This is a genomic window from Cereibacter johrii, from assembly GCF_001720585.1.
In the GTDB taxonomy this organism is placed as follows: domain Bacteria; phylum Pseudomonadota; class Alphaproteobacteria; order Rhodobacterales; family Rhodobacteraceae; genus Cereibacter_A; species Cereibacter_A johrii.
The window spans coordinates 10,589-32,119 of sequence record NZ_MABH01000144.1; the positions used below are offsets into that span (position 1 = coordinate 10,589).

General features: G+C 70.0%; 14 protein-coding genes. 8 read left to right on the forward strand and 6 right to left on the reverse strand.

Features of this window, described 5'->3' with window-relative positions; all coding sequences use genetic code 11:
* Nucleotides 1-5: 5 nt before the first annotated feature.
* The 4 genes from A9O63_RS12730 to A9O63_RS12745 are packed head-to-tail and all read right to left on the reverse strand — an operon-like array spanning nucleotide 6 to nucleotide 6,053.
* Entirely contained in the window at nucleotides 6-1,091 is a 1,086-nt protein-coding gene (locus A9O63_RS12730; RefSeq protein ID WP_069332272.1) for an ATP-binding protein, read from the reverse strand.
* A complete protein-coding gene (locus A9O63_RS12735) occupies nucleotides 1,081-1,767 on the reverse strand; it encodes a response regulator (protein WP_069332273.1) in 687 nt (228 codons plus the stop codon). Before A9O63_RS12735 ends, A9O63_RS12730 begins: the two co-directional genes overlap by 11 nt.
* The gene (locus A9O63_RS12740) at nucleotides 1,764-4,886 is read right to left on the reverse strand and encodes a multidrug efflux RND transporter permease subunit (protein WP_069332274.1); all 3,123 of its coding nucleotides are present in this window, start codon (nucleotides 4,884-4,886) and stop codon (nucleotides 1,764-1,766) included. Before A9O63_RS12740 ends, A9O63_RS12735 begins: the two co-directional genes overlap by 4 nt.
* Before the next feature lie 15 nt (nucleotides 4,887-4,901).
* Nucleotides 4,902-6,053 carry an efflux RND transporter periplasmic adaptor subunit gene (locus A9O63_RS12745; protein ID WP_069332275.1) on the reverse strand — a complete coding sequence of 384 codons (1,152 nt, stop codon included), beginning with the start codon at nucleotides 6,051-6,053 and terminating at the stop codon, nucleotides 4,902-4,904.
* A gap of 750 nt (nucleotides 6,054-6,803) precedes the next feature.
* Here A9O63_RS12745 and dorS point away from each other — a divergent pair.
* Nucleotides 6,804-9,254: a two-component system sensor histidine kinase DorS gene (gene dorS, locus A9O63_RS12755; protein WP_069332277.1), complete on the forward strand. Its 2,451-nt coding sequence runs from the start codon at nucleotides 6,804-6,806 to the stop codon at nucleotides 9,252-9,254.
* Nucleotides 9,255-9,271: 17 nt separating this feature from the next.
* Here dorS and dorR read toward each other — a convergent pair whose 3' ends face one another.
* Entirely contained in the window at nucleotides 9,272-9,970 is a 699-nt protein-coding gene (gene dorR / locus A9O63_RS12760; protein WP_069332278.1) for a two-component system response regulator DorR, read from the reverse strand.
* A 271-nt stretch (nucleotides 9,971-10,241) separates the two neighbouring features.
* Here dorR and torC point away from each other — a divergent pair, with 271 nt between their 5' ends.
* The 6 genes from torC to A9O63_RS12790 all read left to right on the forward strand — a co-directional run bounded on the left by torC (nucleotide 10,242) and on the right by A9O63_RS12790 (nucleotide 19,156).
* Nucleotides 10,242-11,420, forward strand: coding sequence for a pentaheme c-type cytochrome TorC (gene torC, locus A9O63_RS12765; protein ID WP_069332279.1), 1,179 nt, complete (start codon nucleotides 10,242-10,244; stop codon nucleotides 11,418-11,420).
* The gene (locus A9O63_RS12770; protein ID WP_069332280.1) at nucleotides 11,417-12,097 is read left to right on the forward strand and encodes a TorD/DmsD family molecular chaperone; all 681 of its coding nucleotides are present in this window, start codon (nucleotides 11,417-11,419) and stop codon (nucleotides 12,095-12,097) included. Before torC ends, A9O63_RS12770 begins: the two co-directional genes overlap by 4 nt.
* Nucleotides 12,094-14,562: a trimethylamine-N-oxide reductase TorA gene (gene torA / locus A9O63_RS12775; RefSeq protein WP_069332281.1), complete on the forward strand. Its 2,469-nt coding sequence runs from the start codon at nucleotides 12,094-12,096 to the stop codon at nucleotides 14,560-14,562. The genes A9O63_RS12770 and torA overlap by 4 nt, the downstream gene beginning before the upstream one ends.
* A gap of 130 nt (nucleotides 14,563-14,692) precedes the next feature.
* On the forward strand, nucleotides 14,693-15,925 hold the full coding sequence (locus A9O63_RS12780; protein ID WP_084295870.1) for a molybdopterin molybdotransferase MoeA: 1,233 nt from the start codon (nucleotides 14,693-14,695) through the stop codon (nucleotides 15,923-15,925).
* A 56-nt stretch (nucleotides 15,926-15,981) separates the two neighbouring features.
* Nucleotides 15,982-16,998, forward strand: a complete 1,017-nt coding sequence (gene moaA, locus A9O63_RS12785; protein ID WP_069332282.1) for a GTP 3',8-cyclase MoaA — start codon at nucleotides 15,982-15,984, stop codon at nucleotides 16,996-16,998.
* A 178-nt stretch (nucleotides 16,999-17,176) separates the two neighbouring features.
* Entirely contained in the window at nucleotides 17,177-19,156 is a 1,980-nt protein-coding gene (locus A9O63_RS12790; protein WP_069332283.1) for a PhoX family protein, read from the forward strand.
* Between the two features lie 280 nt (nucleotides 19,157-19,436).
* On the opposite strand, the gene A9O63_RS12795 is transcribed toward A9O63_RS12790, so the two are convergent.
* Nucleotides 19,437-20,315 carry a LysR family transcriptional regulator gene (locus A9O63_RS12795; RefSeq protein ID WP_069332284.1) on the reverse strand — a complete coding sequence of 293 codons (879 nt, stop codon included), beginning with the start codon at nucleotides 20,313-20,315 and terminating at the stop codon, nucleotides 19,437-19,439.
* Nucleotides 20,316-20,475: 160 nt separating this feature from the next.
* Between A9O63_RS12795 and A9O63_RS12800 the strand changes: the two genes are divergently transcribed.
* Nucleotides 20,476-21,405, forward strand: a complete 930-nt coding sequence (locus A9O63_RS12800; RefSeq protein WP_069332285.1) for a ring-cleaving dioxygenase — start codon at nucleotides 20,476-20,478, stop codon at nucleotides 21,403-21,405.
* Nucleotides 21,406-21,531 lie beyond the last annotated feature (126 nt).

Sequence of the window (21,531 nt, forward strand, 5' to 3'; positions counted from 1 at the left end):
GGGGCTCAGCCGGAAAGGGGGGATGTGCGGCGCGGCAGGCGGATCTCGACCGCAAGGCCGGGTGCGTCGGAGGTCAGGATCCGCGCCTCGCCGTCATGGGCGCGGGCGATGGCGCGCACGATGGGCAGGCCCAGACCCGAACCGCCGAGGCTGCGGCCGCGCGACGCGTCGGCGCGCCAGAACCGATCGAAGGCACGGGCGCGGCCCTCCTCGGACAGGCCCGGCCCGCCGTCGGTGCAGCGGAACACCACCTCCTCGCCCTCGGCGCATGTCTCCACATGAACCGGCGCACGCGGCGCATAGCGGCAGGCGTTCTCCAGCACCGCGACGAAGGCCTGCCTCAGCCTTGCCCGGTCGGCGAGGGTGGCCGCCGGATCGAGGCTGCGGGTGACCGCGATGCCCGCCGCGGCCAGCTCGGCCTCGAGCGTACTCAGCGCGGCCCCGGCTTCGGCGGCCAGGTCGACCGGCGTCAGGGCCAGATCCAGCTGTCCCGCGTTGCTCAGCGCGAGCGTGCGCAGTTCCTCGACGATGCCGGACAGGTCGTCCACATGCGCGATGAGCCGCCGGTAGACCTGCGGGCCCGGCTCGAACACGCCGTCGAGCAGCCCCTGCAACCGCCCGCGCAGGATGGTCAGCGGCGTGCGCAACTCGTGCGCGATGGCGGAATTGGAATAGGCAAGCTCGGTCTCGGCCTGTTGCAGGCGCTCGGCCATGCGGTTGAAGTCGGCCACCAGATCCCGCGCCTCGCCGAAGCTGCCGGGCGGCAGATCGGCCCGGGCCGAGAAGTCGCCCGTGGCGATCCGGCGCGCGGCGGCAGCGACCGTCTTGAGCGGCGCGATGATCCGGCGCGCCAGCCGCCAGCCGATGAGCGAGGCCGTCAGGAGCCCGACGCCCAGCACGAGCCCGACCATCACCGTATCGCCCAGCCGCCAGCTCTCGTCGGGGGTGGCCTGCGGATAGAGCCATTCGTAGATGACGAAGAAATAGGCCATCATCCCGACATAGACGACGGCAAAGGCCGTGAGCGTCAGCCCGACCATGGCAAGGGTGATGCGGGAATTGAGGCTGCCGCCGCCGCGCTCACGGTGCATCGAGCGCCTCCAGACGGTAGCCCACGCCACGCACGCCGGTCAGCATTCCGTCGGCCCCCGCTGCGGCCAGCTTGCTGACATGGCTGTCCACGGTGCGGTCGAGCGCCTCGCCTTCGGGCAGGCAGGCGTCGACGAGATCGGCGCGCGCGAAGGCGCGCCCCGGCGCCCCAGCCATGTGGGAAAGGATGCGGAACTCTGTCGGCGTCAGATCCAGCGGGACGGGACCCCGTCCGGTCTCGACCGTCGCGCGGTGGGCCTGCGGATCGACCGTCAGCGGCCCGAGGCGGAGCAGGGTCTCGGGGCCCCGCCCGAGCGTGCGGCGCAGCACCGCCCGCGCCCGGGCCACCACTTCGAGCGGGTTGAAGGGCTTGACCACATAATCGTCCGCGCCGATGCGCAGCGCCTGCAGCTTGTCCAGATCCTCGGCCAGTGCCGTGACCATGATCACCGGCGTCTCGCCCCGGCGCCGGATCGCGGCCAGCACCTCATAGCCGTCCTGTCCCGGCAGCTTGATGTCGAGCACCACCAGATCGGGCCGCAGCCGCTGGTGATGGGCAAGGCCCGTGGGCCCGTCGCCCGCGCAGATCACGCGGAACCCTTCGCGGGCGAAATAGGTCTCGAGGATCTCGGCGATCTCGGGTTCGTCTTCCACGATCAGGATCAGGGCGTTGGTCATGGCTTTGCAGTCCGGGCGGAAGGGGCGGACAGGCCGGGGGCGGCGAGGCCCCGGCCGATCCGGCTGACCGTGACATAGAGCACGGGGATGAAGAAGATCGCCAGCACCGTGGCCGAGACCATGCCGCCGAAGACGCCGGTGCCGATGGCGTTCTGGATCTCGGACCCGGCGCCGCGCGCCAGCATCAGCGGCACGACGCCCAGGATGAAGGCGAGCGAGGTCATCAGGATCGGCCGCAGCCGCAGGTGGGCGGCGCGAAGGATCGCGCGGTAGGGGCCCACGCCCTGGGCGCGCAGGTGGCGGGCGAACTCGATCATCAGGATGGCGTTCTTGGCCGAGAGGCCGATGATGGTGACGAGGCCCACCTTGAAGAACACGTCGTTCTCGCCGCCGCGCACCAGCACCGCCACGACCGCGCCCAGCACGCCCAGCGGCACCACGAGCAGGACCGCGAGCGGGATCGACCAGCTCTCGTAGAGCGCGGCCAGCACGAGGAACACCACCAGCATCGAGGCTGCGAGCAGCATCGGCGCCTGACCGGCCGACTGCCGCTCCTGCAGCGACTGGCCCGTCCATTCCAGCCCGAAGCCCTGCGGCAGCGCCTGCGCCAGCCGTTCCATCTCGTCCATTGCAGCACCGCTCGAAATGCCCCGTGCGGCCGAGCCCGAGATGCGGGCCGCGGGATAACCGTTGTAGCGCTCCAGTTGCGTCGGCGCCATCGTCCAGACCGGAGTGACCACCTCGGAGAGCGGCACCATGCCGCCTTGGGCATTGCGCACCTCGAGGCGCAGCACATCCTCCACATGCATCCGGGCGGGGGCGTCGGCCTGCACGATCCCCTGTTGCAGCCCCCCGCCATTCGGAAAGTCGTTCACATAGCCCGAGCCGACGGCGGTCGAGATCGTGTCGTTGATGGCGGTGAAGGACAGGCCCAGGGCCTGCGCCTTCGGCCGGTCGAGCTGCAGTTCGATGCCGGGGCCGTCGGGCAGCCCCTCCGACATCACGTCGCTGAGCAACGGGCTTTCCGCGGCCAGCGCGATCAGACGGTCCTCGGCCGCCTTCAGGGCGGCGGGGCCTGCGTTTGCGCGGTCTTCCAGCCGCAGCGAGAAGCCCGAGGTGGTGCCGAGCGACTCGATCGCCGGCGACTTCAGGATCATGACCGTGCCTTCGGGGACATCGGCCATCGCCGCCTCGGCCGCGGCGATCTCGTCGTCGAGGCTCGAGCTGCGCTCGCTCCAGTCCTTGAGGCTGGTGAAGGCCTGCGCCGCATTGGGGCCCGAGCCCGAGAAGCCGAAGCCGAGGATCACCGTATTCTCCACGATGTCGGAGCGCGTGGCGGTATAGGCCTCGTAGGCGGCGACGATGGCGCGCGTGCGCTCGGCCGTGGCCCCGGCAGGCAGTTCGATGGCGGCCATGAAGTTGCCCTGATCCTCGTCAGGCACGAAGGAGGTCGGCAGACGCTGGTAGCCCACCGCCAGCACCGTCAGAAGGGCGGCATAGAGCACCAGCATCCGCCCGCCGCGGCGCAGCCCCCAGCCGACCCAGCCGGTGTAGCGCGCGGTCAGCGCCTCGAACCGGCGGTTGAACCAGCCGAAGAAGCCGCGCGTGGCGTGACCCGCTCCGGGCTTCAGGAGTGTGGCGCAGAGCGCGGGCGTCAGCGTCAGCGCGAGGAAGGCCGACAGCAGGATCGAGACCGCCATCGACAGGGTGAACTGCCGGTAGATCGCGCCCACCGATCCGCCTGCCAGCCCCATCGGAATGAAGACGGCCGCGAGGACGAGCGTGATGCCCACGATGGCGCCCGAGATCTCCTGCATGGCCTGCCGGGTGGCGTCGCGGGCCGAGAGACCCTGCCGGGTCATGATCCGCTCGACATTCTCGACCACGACGATGGCATCGTCGACGATGATGCCGATGGCGAGCACCATGCCGAACATGGTCAGCACGTTGATCGAATAGCCGGCGACGGCCATGACGGCGAAGGTGCCCAGAAGCGCGATCGGCGCCACGAGGGTCGGGATCAGCGTGTAGCGCAGGTTCTGCAGGAACAGGAGCATCACGAAGAAGACCAGCACCATGGCCTCGATCAGGGTGCTGATCACCTTGGAGATCGAGACCTTCACGAAGGGCGCGGTATTGTAGGAGATCGCGAGTTCCATGTCGCCAGGCAGGGCGGGGCGCAGTTCGGCCAGCCGCGCCTCGATGGCGGCGGCGGTGCGCACGGCATTGGCGCCGGGCGACATCTGGATCGCGGCGGCGGCGGCGGGCTTGCCGTTGCTGCTGACGCTGAAGGCCAGCGTCTGCGCGCCCGATTCCACCCGCGCCACATCGCCTAGCACCAGCCGCGATCCGTCGACCTCTGCGCGGAGCGGGATGGCGGCGAAGGCCTCTGGCGTGGTCAGCTGGCCGCGCAGGATCAGCGGCGTCGAGAGCCGCGTGCCGGGCACCGTCGGCTCTTCGCCGACACGGCCCGGCGTCGTGGGCGCGTTGTCGCGGGCGATGGCCTCGGTCGCGTCGGTCATGGTCAGCCCGTAGGCCGCGAGCTTCGCCGGATCGACCCAGACCCGCATCGCGCGGTCGGATCCGAAGGGCTGCACCCGCCCCACACCGGGGAGGCGCCTGAGTTCCTCGGCGAGGTTGCGCGACAGATATTCGCCGAGGCTCAGCTCGTCGGTCGCGCCCTCGCGCGATTTCAGCGTGATGACCATGAGGAAACCGGACTCGGCCGCCTCGACGCCCACACCCGCGCGGCGCACCGGCTCGGGCAGCAGGGCTTCGGCATTCTTCAGCCGGTTCTGGACATCGACCTGCGCCATCTCGGGATCGGTGCCGGGCTTGAAGACCACAAGGACATTCGCGCCCCCGGTCGCATCCGCGGTCGATTCGACATAGAGCACGTTCCGCACGCTCGAGACTTCCTTCTCGATGGGGCGGATCACGCTGTCGGCGACGGTCTGGGCGTCCGCGCCGGCATAGGTGGCGAAGATGCTGATGCTGGGCGGCGCAATATCGGGAAAGCGCGCCACCGGAAGCTGCGGAATGGCCACGAGCCCGGCCAGCGCGATGAAGATCGCGATGACCACGGCGAAGATCGGGCGGTCGATGAAGAAACGGGACATGGGATCGGCTCGCCCTTATGGATCGACGGAGGAGGAGAGGGCGTCGGCGGTTCTGACCGCCACGGGAACCGGCTCGCCCTCGGCCACCCGGTCCTGCCCGCGAATGGCGATGACATCGCCGGGTTTCAGACCGGAGGTCACCACCACGCGTGGGCCCACGGCATCGCCCAGCGTCACCCTGCGGCGGACAGCCTGGCCGTCCTCCGACAGGACCACGACCTGCGCCGCGCCTGTGCCGTCGCGCAGCACGGCATCCTCGGGCACGAGCAGCGCCTCGGGCAGGATGCCGCGGGGCAGCCGGGCGCGGACATACATGCCCGGCAGGAGCGCGAGGCCCGGGTTCTCGACCTCGACCCGGACAGAGACGGTGCCGGTGCCCGGATCCACGTTCACGTCCGAGAATTGCAGCCGTCCCGGCCGCGCATGGGGCCGGTCGCCCTCGATCAGGATCTCGATCCCGCGCGGCTCCTCGAGCGCGGCGGCGCGGACCGCCGCCAGACGCGAGGCAGGCAGGCGCAGATCGACATGGACGCGGTCGAGATCCTGCACCACGGCCAGCGCCCGGTCGGCGCCGGGCGTCGCAAGGGCGCCCACATCGGCCAGCCCGGCCGCGACATGGCCCGCGATCGGCGCCCGCAGGGTCGCGAATTCCAGATCGAGCCGGCGGCGATCGAGGATGGCCTGCGCTTCGGCGCGGTTCGCCTGCGCCTGCGCGAGATCGTTGCGCGCCGCGTCGTTCTTCTCGCTGCTGGTGGCGTTTCTCGCCAGGAGCGCATCCGACCGTTCCAGACCGTTCCGGGCGAGGGCTTCCGCGGCCCTGGCGCGGGCGAGCCCCGCCTCGGCGGTCGCGAGATCCGCTTGCAGCGGCGCGGGGTCGATGCGGAACAGCACGTCTCCGGCCGCGACCCGCATCCCTTCTTCCACCCGCCGCTCGAGGAGGATCCCGCCCACCTGCGGCCGGATCTCCCCCCGCCGCGACGCCGCGACGCGTCCCGGGATCGTGTCGGAGAGCACGATCCGTTCAGACGTCAGGGTGACGACCATCAGCTGGACCAGTTGGTCGCCAGCCGGTTCCGCCCCGGGCACGGCCTCGACCGCCGAAGCGAGGTTCGGTGCCGCAGCAAGGCAGCAGATCAGAAGGAGCCTTGGAACAAGCAGGCATGTCATGTCGGAAATCCCGGATCGGTTCTGCTGCGCCAGATGACATGCCGACGTTGACGAACCGCGGAGTTTGTGTGGAGGTTTCGTGGAGGCCGGAGAACTGGCGGCTGGCGGCTGGAGGACTGGCGGCACCGCTAACCCGGTTCGCGCTCCTACGCTTCATCTGGCGGTCGTTGCTCCGTCGGTGCGAGGATGTCCTTCCATCGCTGCTTTCCGAGGCGCGGGTGCCGGATCCGGACAGGCCGGTGGGCGGCCATCGCGACAGCCTTCGGCATCCGTTGGCGCACAGGTCCGGTCTGCGCGATGACGGTCCGCTGCGGAGCGACCCTGAGGCGACCGTTCCGGGAGAGAGGCCGTGGAGCCGGGACCGGATGCTCGGCCTCGCCTTGGTCGAGGTTCGAGCCAGGCAAGGGCAGGCCCTCCGCTACATGCTCGTGCGCGAGGCGATCGAGCGCGCCACCGACAGGCCGCTCGGCGAGACCGTTGCCGAGCGGATCACCCCGCCCCTCGGGTTGAGCAGCGTCCAGAGGGACGCCTGCGCGCGCCCGGCCGGACCTTTCCGATCCGCCCCATATCCAGTTTGAGAAGTCCGCATTTGACGTCAATCAAGGATTGTCCCGCGCGAACCTATCAGATCGGCCAGAACGGTCCGTCCGGTCGCAAGGCTGGCGGATCATGGAGATGGACGTGCCGGGCGCGCGCGGACCGGGCAGGGGGCTCGTGCCCCGGGTCCCGCGCCCGGAAGGAGCCTGGTCGATGATACGCGAGAAGTCGGAGCGGTTCGTCCCGTTCGCGGTCAGTGCGGAACTCACGCCCGTGGGCGTATCGGCGGCCGAACGGCGCGCGCTTGCCGACTATCTGCAGTCGCGCGAGACCCTTCTGACCGAACGGGTTGTCGCCTATGCCAGCACCCGCAGCTACAGCCACCTCGTCTCGACGCTGCCCGAGGCCTGGCGCTCGTCCGTGCAGGGGCTGACGGACTCCGTCATCCTGATGCTCGACCACCAGCAGCCCGAGGCCGCCATCGACTATGACGCAGGCATCGGCACCGATCCCAGCACCGCCTATGGCATCGAGGCCGGCCTCCGCCACCGGCTGCGCGGCATCTCGCTCGAGACCTTCATCGGCGCCTTCAAGGGCTATCGCGAGGTCTATCTGAATGTCGCCGCCGAGGCGCGGGTGCCTGCCGCGATGCGCGAGGGCTGGCTGCGCCTCCTGCGGGGCTTCTTCGACCGGGCCGAGGTGGGGATCTGCGCCCACTGGAGCGGCGAGCTGGCCCATCTCGATCACGACCAGCTGCTCTCGGCGAACCGGGCGCTCGTCAACGAGAAGAACAAGTATCTGACCATCTTCGAAAGCATGAACAATCCGGTCTTGCTGGTCGATGACGGCGGGCGCATCGAGAACATGAACTTCGCCGCCGCGCGTCTCTTCCTGCAGGATGCGCTGCCGGGCTCGGTCTATTACGGGCCGGAGGCGAACCTCAGCTTCGCCGATGTGGCGGGCTTCGACCTCGAGACCCTGAAGCTGCGGGGCGAGGCGGGCGACGTGCTGACCTCGATCGGCGAGCGCTGGTTCTCGATCACGGCGCAGGAGATGCTGGACGTGAGCCGAAAGTTCGCGGGCATCGTGGTCACCTTCCACGACGTTACCGAAGCGCGGCGGGCGCGCGAGCAGGCCGAGGCGCTGGCCCGGGCCAAGACCGACTTCCTCGCCACGATGAGCCACGAGATCCGCACCCCGATCCACAGCATCGGAGGCGTCACCGAACTTCTCAAGCAGGCAGAGCTTGCCCCCCGCGACCGCGGCTATGTCGATGCGATCGAGCGCTCGACCGAGGTGCTCGCCTCGATCGTGAGCGACGTGCTCGATTACGCGCGGATCGAGTCCGGTCTGGTCGAGCTCGAGCAGGTGGATTTCTCGATCGATCAGATCCTCGACGATGTGGCGCGGATGATGCAGCCGCTGGTGCGCCGCAAGCCGCAGCTTCGCTTCGTGATCGAGCGGACGGACCTGCCGCCGGTCGTGGGAGATGCAGGCAAGCTGCGGCAGATCCTCATCAACCTCACCAGCAATGCGGTGAAGTTCACCGCGGAGGGAACCGTGGTGGTCGGGGCCGAGCGCCTCGCCTGTGGCCACCGCTTCCGCTTCACCGTGAGCGATACCGGGCCCGGCATCGCGGCCGAGAAGCTCGAGGAGATCTTCAAGCCCTACATCCAGTCCGACAGTTCGATCTCGCGTCGCCACGGCGGCACAGGCCTCGGTCTCGCGATCTGCCGGAGGCTCGCCGGCCATCTGGGAGGGCGGCTCGACGTGCGCAGCACGCCCGGCTTCGGCAGCCGTTTCACGCTGGAAGTCGCGCTCGCGCCGGGCGGGAGCCTGCCTTCGGACGATGCGACGGCCGTCGTGCCGCCGCCGGCACGGGCGCTGGATCTGCTGGTGGTCGAGGATGACGAGGTGAATGCGCTGGTGGCGCAGAGCCTGCTCTCGGCCGCGGGCCACGGCGTGCGGCTGGCCGGCACCGGCGAGGCGGCGCTCGTGGCCCTCGGCGAGCAGCGCTTCGATCTCGTGCTGACCGACCTCAACCTGCCGGACATGGACGGGCTGGAGCTGGCCCGCGCGATCCGCCGCCGCGCCGACCGGCACACGGCGGAATTGCCGCTGGTGGCGCTGTCTGCGCGGGGTCCGGGGGTGGATCCTGTGGCGCTGACCGAGGCGGGGATCGATGCCTTCCTTGGAAAACCTTTCCATTTCGCCCGTCTCGAAGAGATCCTCTGCCGGCTGGTCGGAAGTTCCTCGCCGACCCCGCTCGGGAAGGCCGAACCCGCGGGTCCGGCCCCGCGGGCCCTGCCGTCGGTAGACCTCGGCGTGCTGCGGGGTCATGCCGAGGCGCTCGGATGCACCTCCGCCGCGCGGATCGTCCGGACCTTCCGGCAGAGCGTCCTCGAGACCGCGCGTGCGCTCGAACGGGCGATGGAGGAGGCCGACATGCGGAGCGTGGCGTCTCTGGCGCACCGGTTGAAGGGGTCGGCGCGGCATCTGGGCTTCACGGGCCTCTCCGACAGGGCAGAGCAGGTCGAGACCGCGGCCGCGGCCGAGGGCTGCGAGGCGGCCCTGGTGCTCGCGCTGGTCGCAGACTGCCGCGCGGCCCCGGCGCTGGCCGATCTCGCCTGGGCCGAAGCCAGTGCCGGAGTGGCCGAGGGCTGAGGCCGCCCCGTCCGGCGTCAGGCCTGGAAGACGTAGCCGATGCCGTGGACGGTCACGATCAGCCGCGGGTCGGAGGGGTCCGCCTCGATCTTGCGGCGGAGGCGGCGCACGAGAACGTCGATGGTCCGGTCGAGGGTCTCGTGCCCGCGGCGGCCGACATGGTTCATCAGCTGGTCGCGGGTCAGAACCTGCCCCGGATGGGCCGCGAAGGTGGCCAGCAGCTCGAACTCGGCCCGTGTCAGTTTGACAGGATGGCCCGCGGGATCGGTCAGCGTCCAATGGGCCGGATCGAGGGTCCAGCCGACGAAGGTCGTGGCACGCTGGTCCGGCCGCACGAGCCGCAGGGCCGCCACGCGCCGGGCTAGGTTCTTCGCCCGCGGCAGGATCTCGCGCATGTTGTAGGGCTTGGTCACATAGTCGTCCGCGCCGAGCTCCAGGGCCACGATCCGGTCCACATCCTCCTTCCGGCTCGTCACCATGATGATGCCGACCTCGGACTGCCGGCGCAGTTCCCGCAGGATCGACAGCCCGTCCTCGCCGGGCATGTTGATGTCGAGCATCACCACGTCCACATCGCCCCGGGCGAAGACGCGGCGCATCTGCTCGCCGTCGCGCGCCTCGCTGACCTCGTGGTTCTCCTTGCGCAGATACATCGCGAGCGTCTGGCGGCTGACCGGGTCGTCCTCGACGACGAGCATGTGGTAGTTCTTCTTCATGACGCGCAGGGTCTCCGACGGCCGACCGGGCCTATTGCGCCTTATCGCGCCTCGAATTCAACGGCAATTCATCGACTTGGCCGCCGTTAACATCCTGTTCACATCATTTTACGCCCGGTTAACAGGCTGACGCAACGCGGTTCACACCGCCCCTCCACCTTCCTGCTCAACGGAAAGGCAGCAAGCCGGCGGACCTTCGGGAAAGGGCCGGCGCGCCCGCCGCGGTCCTGCGGCATGGGGGCGGTCTTGCGGCCAGGCTTCGGAGGCAAAGGTGATCGGCAGGATTTGGAAGGCTTTCTGGCGACCGAGCACGAAATGGGGGCTCGGCGTCCTCCTCGTGACCGGCGGCATAGCCGGCGCGGTCGGCTGGAACGGGTTCCACTATGTCGTGGAAAAGACGACCACGACGGAATTCTGCATCAGCTGCCACTCGATGCGGGACAACAACTACGAGGAATACAAGACCACCATCCACTACCAAAACCCCTCGGGCGTGCGGGCGGAATGCGCCGACTGTCACGTCCCGAAATCCGGCTGGAAGCTCTACCGCGCAAAGCTCCTCGCCGCGAAGGACCTCTGGGGCGAGATCCGGGGCACGATCGACACGCGTGAGAAGTTCGAGGCGCACCGGCTCGAGATGGCCGAGACCGTCTGGGCCGACATGAAGGCCAACGACTCGGCCACCTGCCGGACCTGCCACTCGTTCGAGGCCATGGACTTCGCCCACCAGAGGCCCGAGGCCTCCAAGCAGATGCAGCAGGCGATGAACGAGGGCGGCACCTGCATCGACTGCCACAAGGGCATCGCCCACAAGATGCCCGACATGGCCAGCGGCTACCGCGCGCTCTTCTCGAAGCTCGAGACGGCCTCGCAGTCGCTGAAGCCCCGCAAGGGCGAGACGCTCTATCCGCTCCGGACCATCGAGGCCTATCTCGAAAAGCCCTCGGGCGAGAAGGCGAAGGCCGACGGCCGGCTTCTGGCCGCGACGCCGATGCAGGTGGTCGACGTGACGGGTGACTGGGTGCAGGTCGAGGTGAAGGGCTGGCAGCAGGAAGGGGCCGAGCGGGTCATCTACGAGAAGCAGGGCAAGCGGATCTTCAATGCGGCGCTGGCTCCGGCGGCCACGGGTTCGGTCGTGCCGGGCGCCTCCATGGTCGATCCGGATACCGAGCAGACCTGGACGGATGTCTCGCTGACGGCCTGGGTGCGCAACCGCGACCTGACCGGCGATCAGGAGGCGCTCTGGCAATATGGCAAGCAGATGTACAACGGCGCCTGCGGCATGTGCCACGTCCTGCCCCATCCCGAGCATTTCCTCGCCAACCAGTGGATCGGCACGCTGAACGCCATGAAGAGCCGGGCGCCGCTCGACGACGAGCAGTTCCGCCTCGTGCAGCGCTACGTCCAGATGCATGCGAAGGATGTGGAACCGGAAGGAGCCGCGGAATGACCCTCGCGCCTCCCGTTCCCGGTCCCCTCCTGCCCGTCTCGGCGCCTGCCGCCGGGGCCGGCGAGTTGGCTCCCCTCTGCGCCTGGCTGGCCGAGGTCTTCATCGCGCCGCCGACGGCCCCCGGGATCGGCGCCTACCGCCGCGGGGAGGCCGCAGCCTGGCTCGAAAGCCTCGCGGCCCTGCCCGACTTCGCCCCCGGCGCCGCCGCCATGCGGCAGGCGCTGGCAGGGGAAGACAGCGACGAGGCCCTCGCAGCCCGCCTCGGAACGGCCTTCAACCGGCTGTTTCTGGGCTTCGGCGGCCGCCGCACGGTGGTGCCGTGCGAATCCGCCTGGCAGGGAAGCGGGCGGCTCTATCAGGCCCCGGCGGCCGAGATGCAGCATCTCCTCGCCCGGGCCGACCTCTCGCTCGGCGCAGGCTGCGTCGAGCCGCCCGACCATATCTCGGTCGAGCTCGCGCTCCTGTCCTTCCTGCTCATGAGCGGGGATCCCGGCACGGACGCCATGAAAGACCGCCTGCAGGGCTGGATCCCGGCCTTCTGCGCGCGCTGCCTCGAAGAGGATACGACGGGCTTCTGGGGAGGCGCCGCGCGTCTCCTTTCGGCCGCGATGGCCGCATGCCCCGCCCGGAACGAAGCCCGGCAGAACCGTCTTACGGAAGAAAGGAAAGCCAGATGACGAAGTTGTCAGGTCAGGAGCTGCATGCCGAACTCTCGCGGCGCGCCTTCCTGAGCTATACGGCGGCGGTGGGGGCTCTCGGTCTCTGCGGCACCTCGCTCCTCGCGCAGGGGGCCCGCGCGGAAGGTCTCGCCAATGGCGAGGTCATGTCGGGCTGCCACTGGGGCGTGTTCAAGGCCCGGGTCGAGAACGGCCGCGCCGTGGCCTTCGAGCCCTGGGACAAGGATCCCGCGCCGTCGCACCAGCTGCCGGGCGTGCTCGATTCGATCTATTCGCCCACGCGGATCAAATATCCGATGGTGCGCCGCGAGTTCCTCGAGAAGGGCGTGAACGCCGATCGCTCGACCCGCGGCAACGGCGACTTCGTCCGCGTCACCTGGGATGAGGCGCTCGACCTCGTGGCCCGCGAGCTGAAGCGCGTTCAGGAAAGCTACGGCCCCACCGGCACCTTCGGCGGCTCCTACGGCTGGAAGAGCCCGGGCCGGCTGCACAATTGTCAGGTCCTCATGCGCCGCGCGCTGAATCTGGCGGGCGGGGTCGTGAACTCGTCGGGCGACTATTCGACGGCGGCCGCGCAGATCATCATGCCGCATGTCATGGGCACGCTCGAGGTCTACGAGCAGCAGACCGCCTGGCCCGTGGTGGTGGAGAACACCGATCTCATGGTCTTCTGGGCCGCCGACCCGATGAAGACCAACGAGATCGGCTGGGTGATCCCCGACCATGGCGCCTATGCCGGCATGAAGGCCCTGAAGGAGAAGGGCACCAGGGTCATCTGCATCAACCCCGTGCGCACCGAGACGGCCGACTATTTCGGCGCCGACGTCGTGTCGCCCCGGCCGCAGACCGACGTGGCGCTGATGCTCGGCATGGCGCACACGCTCTACAGCGAAGACCTGCACGACAAGGACTTCCTCGAGAACTGCACCACGGGCTTCGACCTCTTCGCGGCCTACCTGACCGGCGAAAGCGACGGCACGCCCAAGACGGCCGAATGGGCCGCCGAGATCTGCGGCCTGCCGGCCGAACAGATCAGGGAGCTCGCCCGCAGCTTCGTGGCGGGCCGGACGATGCTCGCCGCGGGCTGGTCGATCCAGCGGATGCACCATGGCGAACAGGCGCACTGGATGCTCGTGACGCTGGCCTCGATGATCGGCCAGATCGGTCTGCCGGGCGGCGGCTTCGGCCTCAGCTACCATTATTCGAACGGCGGCTCGCCCACGAGCGACGGCCCGGCGCTGGGCGGGATCTCGGACGGCGGCAAGGCGGTCGAAGGCGCGGCCTGGCTGTCGGAGAGCGGCACGACCTCGATCCCCTGCGCCCGCGTGGTGGACATGCTGCTCAATCCCGGCGGCGAGTTCCAGTTCAACGGCGCCACGGCGACCTATCCCGACGTGAAGCTGGCCTACTGGGCGGGCGGCAACCCCTTCGCGCACCACCAGGACCGCAACCGGATGCTCAAGGCCTGGGAAAAGCTCGAGACCTTCATCGTGCAGGACTTCCAGTGGACCGCCACCGCGCGCCACGCCGACATCGTCCTGCCGGCGACGACCTCCTACGAGCGCAACGACATCGAGTCGGTGGGCGACTATTCGAACCGCGCCATCCTCGCGATGAAGAAGGTGGTCGATCCGCTCTACGAGGCCCGGTCGGATTACGACATCTTCGCAGCCCTGGCCGAGCGCCTGGGCAAGGGCGCGGAATTCACCGAAGGCCGCGACGAGATGGGCTGGATCAGCTCGTTCTACGAGGCTGCGGTGAAGCAGGCGGAGTTCAAGAACGTGGCGATGCCGTCGTTCGAGGACTTCTGGTCGGAAGGGATCGTCGAATTCCCGATCACCGAGGGCGCTAATTTCGTCCGCTATGCCGACTTCCGCGAGGATCCGCTGTTCAACCCGCTTGGCACACCCTCGGGCCTGATCGAGATCTACTCGAAGAACATCGAGAAGATGGGCTATGACGATTGCCCGGCCCATCCGACCTGGATGGAACCGGCCGAGCGTCTCGGCGGGGCAGGGGCGAAATATCCGCTCCATGTCGTGGCGAGCCACCCGAAGTCGCGGCTGCACTCGCAACTGAACGGCACCTCGCTGCGCGACCTCTATGCGGTGGCGGGGCACGAACCCTGCCTCATCAACCCCGCCGATGCGGCTGCGCGCGGCATCGCGGACGGCGATGTGCTGCGGGTGTTCAACGACCGCGGGCAGATCCTCGTGGGCGCGAAGGTCAGCGACGCGGTGATGCCGGGCGCGATCCAGATCTACGAGGGCGGCTGGTACGACCCGCTCGATCCCTCGGAGGAGGGCACGCTCGACAAATACGGCGACGTGAACGTGCTGTCGCTCGACGTCGGCACCTCGAAGCTGGCGCAGGGCAACTGCGGCCAGACCATCCTCGCGGATGTCGAGAAATATGCGGGCGCGCCGGTGACGGTGACCGTGTTCGACACGCCGAAGGGCGCCTGAGGCGCCCCGGCCGGGGCGGCGGTTCCGCCGCCGCCTCACCTTCCCGGCCCTGCACCCGCTGCCGGGCCGGGACTTGTGACATCACCCGCTTCGGTGGCGAAAGCCGCCGCCGCACCCGAGGAGACAGCCGGTGTCCGCCGAGACCACGCCTCCGCCGATGCTCGACATCGAGGCCGCAAGCCGGCTCGCCCGCGCGCTCGTCTCGCCGATCGCCGAGGCCGAGACCGTCCCGCTCGCGCAGGCGCCGGGCCGGGTCGCCGCGCGCAGGATCGCGGCGCCGCGGGCCCTGCCTGCGGCCGACCGCTCCGCCATGGACGGGTTCGCCCTGCTGGCCGCCGATCGGGGCGAGGGCGGCACTCTTCCCGTGGCGGGCACCGTCGCCGCCGGAGACCCGCGCCGCGCCTTGCCCGAAGGGGCGAGCCTGCGCATCTTCACCGGCGCCTTTCTGCCCGAGGGCGCCGATACCGTCGTGCCGGTCGAGGACTGCCTCGAGGAGGGCGGCCGGCTCCGCCTCCGCCATCCCGTGAAGGCCGGCTGCCACGTCCGCCGCGCCGGCAGCGAGCAGCCCGAAGGGGGCACGCTCCTGCGCGCCGGGGCGCGGGTTCGCCCGCAGCATGTGGGCCTGCTGGCCGCGAACGGGATCGGCCGGCTGGCCGTCGTGCGGCGTCCGCGTCTGGGCATCCTGTCGACGGGTGACGAGCTCGGCCGGGACGGGCAGGGCCCCGAGGGCATCCCGGACAGCAATCGCCCCATGCTGATCGCCTTGGCCCAGGCCGCCGGCGCCGAGGTCGAGGATCTGGGGATCCTCCCCGACGAGTGCGCCGCCACCGTTGCACGGCTGCGCGCGCTCTGCGGGCGCCACGATCTGCTCGTGACCTCCGGTGCCGTCTCGATGGGTGGTCGCGACCATCTGCGTCCCGCGCTCGAAGAGGCGGGCGGCACGGTCGAGGGCTGGCGCGTGGCGCTGAAACCGGGCAAGCCCGTGCTGTTCGGTCGCCTCGGCCCGACCGCCGTCACCGCGCTGCCCGGCCATCCGCTCGCGGCCTTCGTCACCTTCCACCTCTTCGTCGCGGCCCAGATCGCGCAGATGCTGCACGCGCCCTGGACGCCCCTCTTCACCGAACCCGCGCGGGCGGGCTTCGACGGCAGCCGCAAACCGGGCCGTGCCGAGGTAGTGCCGGTGCGGATGGGCCACGGTCAGCTGCAGGGCGTGCCGATCCTCCGCCGGCTGGGAGAGGGCGGTTCCGGCTCGCTCTATCCTCTGGCCGAGGCGGACGGTCTCGCCCTCATTCCCTCCGACGTCGACCGCATTCGCTCGGGCGACCGGCTCCTCTGGCACCGGTTCGCCTGCGGGCGGGGCTGATCCCGTGATCCCCCGGCCCGCCTCTTTTCCGCCTGCCGATCCCCAAGGATGTCGCCATGCTCCATGATCCCCTTGTCCCGCTCAGCGACAGTTTCGGCCGCACGGTCACCTACCTGCGCGTCTCGGTCACCGACCGTTGCGACCTGCGCTGCACCTACTGCATGTCCGAGCACACGAGCTTCATGCCGAAGTGCGAGCTGCTGACGCTCGAGGAGCTCGACCGGCTGGTGAGCGCCTTCGTCGATCTGGGCGTGCGCAAGCTGCGCGTCACCGGGGGCGAGCCGCTCGTGCGGCGCGGCATCATGACCTTCTTCCGGGCGATGGGGCGGCATGTGCGCTCGGGCGCGCTGAAGGAGCTCACGCTCACCACGAACGGCACGCTGCTCGCCCGCCATGCGGCCGAGCTTGCGGACTGCGGCGTGAAGCGGGTCAATGTCTCGCTCGACACGCTCGACCCTGCGAAATACGGCCGGATCACCCGATGGGGCCGGCTCGAGAATGTGCTGGGCGGGATTGCCGCCGCGCAGGCCGCGGGCCTCAGGGTCAAGATCAACACGGTGGCGCTGCGCGGCTTCAACGAGGACGAGCTGTTCCGTCTCGTGGACTGGTGCGCGGATCGGGGCTGCGATCTCACCTTCATCGAGGTCATGCCGATGGGCGAGTTCGGGGTCGAGGACCGGCTTGCGCAGTTCTGGCCGCTGAGCGCGCTGCGCGCCGAACTCGAGACCCGCTACCGGCTCGCCGACATGGCGCTCTCGACCGGCGGCCCCGCCTCTTATGTCCGGGTGGCCGAGACCGGCCAGACGATCGGTTTCATCCGCCCGCTCAGCCACAATTTCTGTGCCACCTGCAACCGCGTGCGCCTGAGTTGCCGGGGCGAGCTCTACACCTGCCTCGGCACCGAGGGATCGAGCGACCTGCGCCCGGCGCTCCGCGACGGCGAGGCGGGCCTCGGGCTCTATGCGGCCATTCAAGCCGCGCTGCGCCTGAAACCCGCGGGCCATGCCTTCGGCTATCTCGCGGGCGGCGTGCAGGGCGCGATGGCCCGCGGCATGAACCATACCGGCGGCTGATCGCAGGATCCGCGGCGGCAGGCGGCGGCCCCGGCCCGCTTGCGGCCGCCCTGCGCCCGGGCCCGGCCCGCCCCGTCCGCCTGCGGGAAGCGCGCAAAAGAAATCTCACAGTGACATGTTTCTGTTGCGCTTCGCGCGTAGCACCGGCCCTGACCGAGCAACGGCCAGGAGAAGACCGATGACCGATCTGCGTCAAAGCCAGATCTTCCGCACCTCGAAGCTGGAGGAGGCCGACGGGCCCGGCCTCAACCCGACCGCCACTCCCACGATGGGCGACATCATCGCCGCGCGCTTCTCGCGCCGCGGCTTCCTGAAGGGCTCGATGGCCTCTGCCGCCATCGCGGCGACCGTCTCCCCCGTGGCGCTCCTTGCCGCGGGCGAAGCGCGCGCGCAGGGCGCCTCGGCCTTCAGCTTCCCCGAGGTCGAGGCCGGCGTCGATGCCGACCACCATGTGGCAGAGGGCTACGATGCCGATGTCCTGCTGCGCTGGGGCGACAAGGTCTTCGCCGACGCGCCGGAGTTCGATCCGCGGGCCCAGAGCGAGGCGGCGCAGGAGCGCCAGTTCGGCTACAACAACGACTTCGTGGGGTTCATCCCGCTCGACGGGGCGGCCGATCGCGGCCTTCTGGTCGTGAACCACGAATATACCAACGAACATCTGATGTTCCCGAACGTTGTCACCCTGCAGGACGGCGAGATGGTGGTGGCCGATGCCACCGAGGACCGGGCCAACATCGAGATGGCGGCCCACGGCGGCACCGTGATCGAACTGCGCAAGGAGGGCGGCAAGTGGGTGCCGGTGCTCGACGGGCGCCTGAACCGCCGCATCACCGCCAAGACCCGGATGCAGCTCACCGGTCCCGCGGCAGGTCATGACCGGCTGAAGACCTCGGAAGATGCGTCGGGCACCGAGGTGCTCGGCACGATCAACAACTGCGCGGGCGGCGTCACCCCGTGGGGCACCTACATCATGGCCGAGGAGAACATCCACGGCTATTTCCTCGGCGAGCTGCCGGCCGATCACCCGGAGGCGCGCAACCACGAGCGGCTGGGCGTGCCCGGCGCCTCCTACCAGTGGGGCAGGTTCCACAAGCGCTTCGACCTGGGTCAGGAGCCCAACGAGCCCAACCGCTTCGGCTGGATCGTCGAGGTCGATGTGATGGACCCCGCTTCCGTGCCGAAGAAGCGGACGGCGCTCGGGCGCTTCAAGCACGAGGGCGCGGAAAGCGTCGTGGCGAAGGACGGGCGCGTCGTCTTCTATCTCGGTGACGACGAGCGCTTCGACTATGTCTACAAGTTCGTCACCGCGGGCCGCTACAACCCCGACGACCGCGCGGCCAACATGGACCTCCTCGACGAGGGCACGCTCTATGTCGCCCGCTTCGAGGCCGACGGCTCGATGCGGTGGATCCCGCTCGTCCATGGCGAGGGGCCGCTCACGGCCGAGAACGGCTTCGAGAGCCAGGCCGACGTGCTGATCGAGACGCGCCGCGCGGCGGACCTCCTCGAGGCCACGCCCATGGACCGGCCCGAGGACATCCAGCCCAATCCGCAGACCGGCCGCGCCTATGTCATGCTGACCAACAACACCAAGCGCACCGAGGCCAATGCGGCCAACCCGCGCGTGGAGAATGCCTTCGGCCATATCATCGAGATCCTCGAGGCCGACGGAGACTTCACGGCCACGACCGGCCGGTGGGAGATCCTGCTCCAGTGCGGCGATCCGTCGGTGGCCGAGGTGGGCGCGACCTTCTCGACCGAGACCACGAAGAACGGCTGGTTCGGCATGCCGGACAATGCCGCGGTGGATGCCGACGGCCGCCTGTGGGTCTCGACCGACGGCAACTCGATGGCCGATACCGGGCGGACGGACGGCCTCTGGGCGGTGGACACCGAGGGCGACGCGCGCGGGACCTCGCGCCTGTTCTACCGGGTGCCGGTCGGGGCCGAACTCTGCGGCCCTTGCCCGACCGAGGACATGACCACCTTCTTCGTCGCGGTCCAGCATCCGGGCGACGGCGGCGAGGATTGGGAAGGCCACGGCCGCCTGTCCTACTACGAGGACCTCTCCACCCGCTGGCCGGACTTCCAGGACGACATGCCGGTGCGCCCGGCCGTCGTCGCGATCACCCGGCAGGGCGGCGGCCGCATCGGCTGACGCCGGAGGCCCCCGCTGGCCGGAACGGAGGCGGGCCCCAGGGCCCGCCTCTTTCGATCCGCCATAAGAACCCCTTGCGGCGAAGCCCTTGCGATCCGCGCCTCCCCCGGAGCCGACGGCAAGGAGGCCCCGATCGGAGATGTCCGCCTGCGGAAGCGGAGCCGCCCCTCTCACCCACCTCGCGCAGGCGGTCGCCGCCTTCGCGGGAAACCACAGGCCCAGACCTGCGGCGCGCGATCCTGCGCCGCGCCCGTCCCGCGGCGACGGCCTCCCTCCGCGGTCAAGCCTCGCCTTCGATGAACGGCTTTCGCGTGCGCAGTTCGGCCGCGACGAAGTCCAGAAACACCCGCACCCGGGCCGAGTGGCGCAATTCCCGATGGGTGAGGAGCCAGAGATCGGCCGCAAATTCCGGAAGCGGGTCGGACAGCCGCACGAGATCCTCGCGCCGGTCGCCGATGAAGCAGGGCAGGTGGCCCTGGCCGATCCCCGAGGCGATGGCTTCCGCGAGACCGCTCAGGCTGTTCAGCCGGTAGACCACGCGGTCGGCCGGCACCCGCGCGCGCTCGGCCTTCACCACCGGCAGCGCGGCGAAGGTCTCGTTCAGCGAGACCCAGGGGACAGCGGCCCCGGCCCCGCGCGGGCCGTAGAGCGCCCAGCCGATGCGGGCAGCCCGCCGGCCGACCAGCGCCTCGGGCGGCGTGTCGGTGGCGCGGATCGCCACGTCCGCGTCGCGCTTGGAAAGGTTCAGCGCCGCATCCGCGATCACCACATCGAGCCGCACCTCGGGACACTGGCGCTGGAAGGCCGCGAAGATCGGCGTCAGCAGATGCACCAGCAGGGCCTCGCTGGTCGTGATCCGCAACTCGCCCGCGGGCTGGATCTCCTGCCCGGCGAGACGGCGGGTGAAGGCCGCGATGTCGCCATCGACCCGCTCCGCCAGCGCCACCATCTCTTCGCCCGCGGGGGTGGCCGCGTAGCCGGTGCGGTGGCGCTCGAAGAGGAGGGTGCCCAGGCGCTCCTCGATCTGGCCCAGACGCCGGAAGGCGGTGGAATGGGCGATGCCCAGCGCCGCTGCCGCCCCCGTGAGGCCGCCCGCCTCGGCCACGGCCTTCACCAGCCGGAAGTCGTCCCATGCCAGGGTGCGGAAGGGATCGGCCATGGAGATTGCCCTCGCAGTCTGTGCTTCGGCGCAAGAAGGATGCCACTGATGCAAGGTTAGTCTTGCGCGGATGCAATGGGAAGCGGGGTGACGCGGCGGCCGGCTTTCCCCATCTTCCTGTCAACGCGAAGGGGCCGCCCCGGCCCCGAGGAGGATCGAAATGACCCAAGGCCTGCACCATGTCACCGCCATCTCCGGCCCGGCCCGCCGCAACCTCGACTTCTATACCCGCAAGCTCGGGCTGCGCCTCGTCAAGAAGACGGTGAACTTCGACGACCCCGGCAGCTACCACCTCTATTACGGCAATGACGCGGCCGGGCCCGGCAGCCTGCTCACCTTCTTCCCGTGGGAGCAGGCGGCTCCCGGTCGGGCCGGGATCGGCGAGACCCAGGAGACGCGCTTCCTCGTTCCCGAGGCCGCCATCGGCTTCTGGACCCACCGGCTGATCTCCGAAGCCGTCCCGCACGAGGCGCCCGTCCGGCTCTTCGGCGAGACCGTGCTGGCCTTCCGTGACCCCGACGGCATGCGGCTCGCGCTCGTGGGCGTGCCGGGGATCGAGGGCGAGCCTGCCGCGGGCACCGGAGAGATCCCGGCCGAGGCCGCCATCCGCGGCCTGCATGGCGTGAGCCTCCTCCTGCGCGAGGCGGGCGCCACCGGCGCGATCCTGACCGACGTCCTCGGCTTCACCGAGGCCGGGCGCGAGGGAACCGTCCTGCGCTACCGCTCGGGCAGCGGGATCGGCGGTCTCGTGGATATCCGCGAGGCGGGCGAGTTCCTTCCGGGCCGCATGGGAGCGGGGTCGGTCCATCACATCGCCTTCCGCGCCGCCGACGATGCGGAGCAGGCGGCGATGCGGGCGCGGCTGGCCGAGACCCACCGGCTGCGGACGACCGAGCAGCAGGACCGGAACTATTTCCGCTCGCTCTATTTCCGCGAGCCGGGCGGCGTCCTGTTCGAGATCGCGACCGACGGCCCCGGCTTCACGGTCGACGAGCCGCTGGCCGATCTCGGGCGCGGGCTGAAGCTGCCGGCGCAATACGAGCCCTACCGGCAGGAGATCGAGGCCCGGCTGCCGGCCCTCACCGACTGACGGGATCCGAAGGCGCCGCGGCGCCTCCGCGAGAACCGCCGCTGTCTCGCCCGGGGGCCCCGATGCAGCCTTGTGGCCCGTGCGGTGTCGCGGTCCTCAGGCCCCGCTCCGGCCCGCCCGATCGGG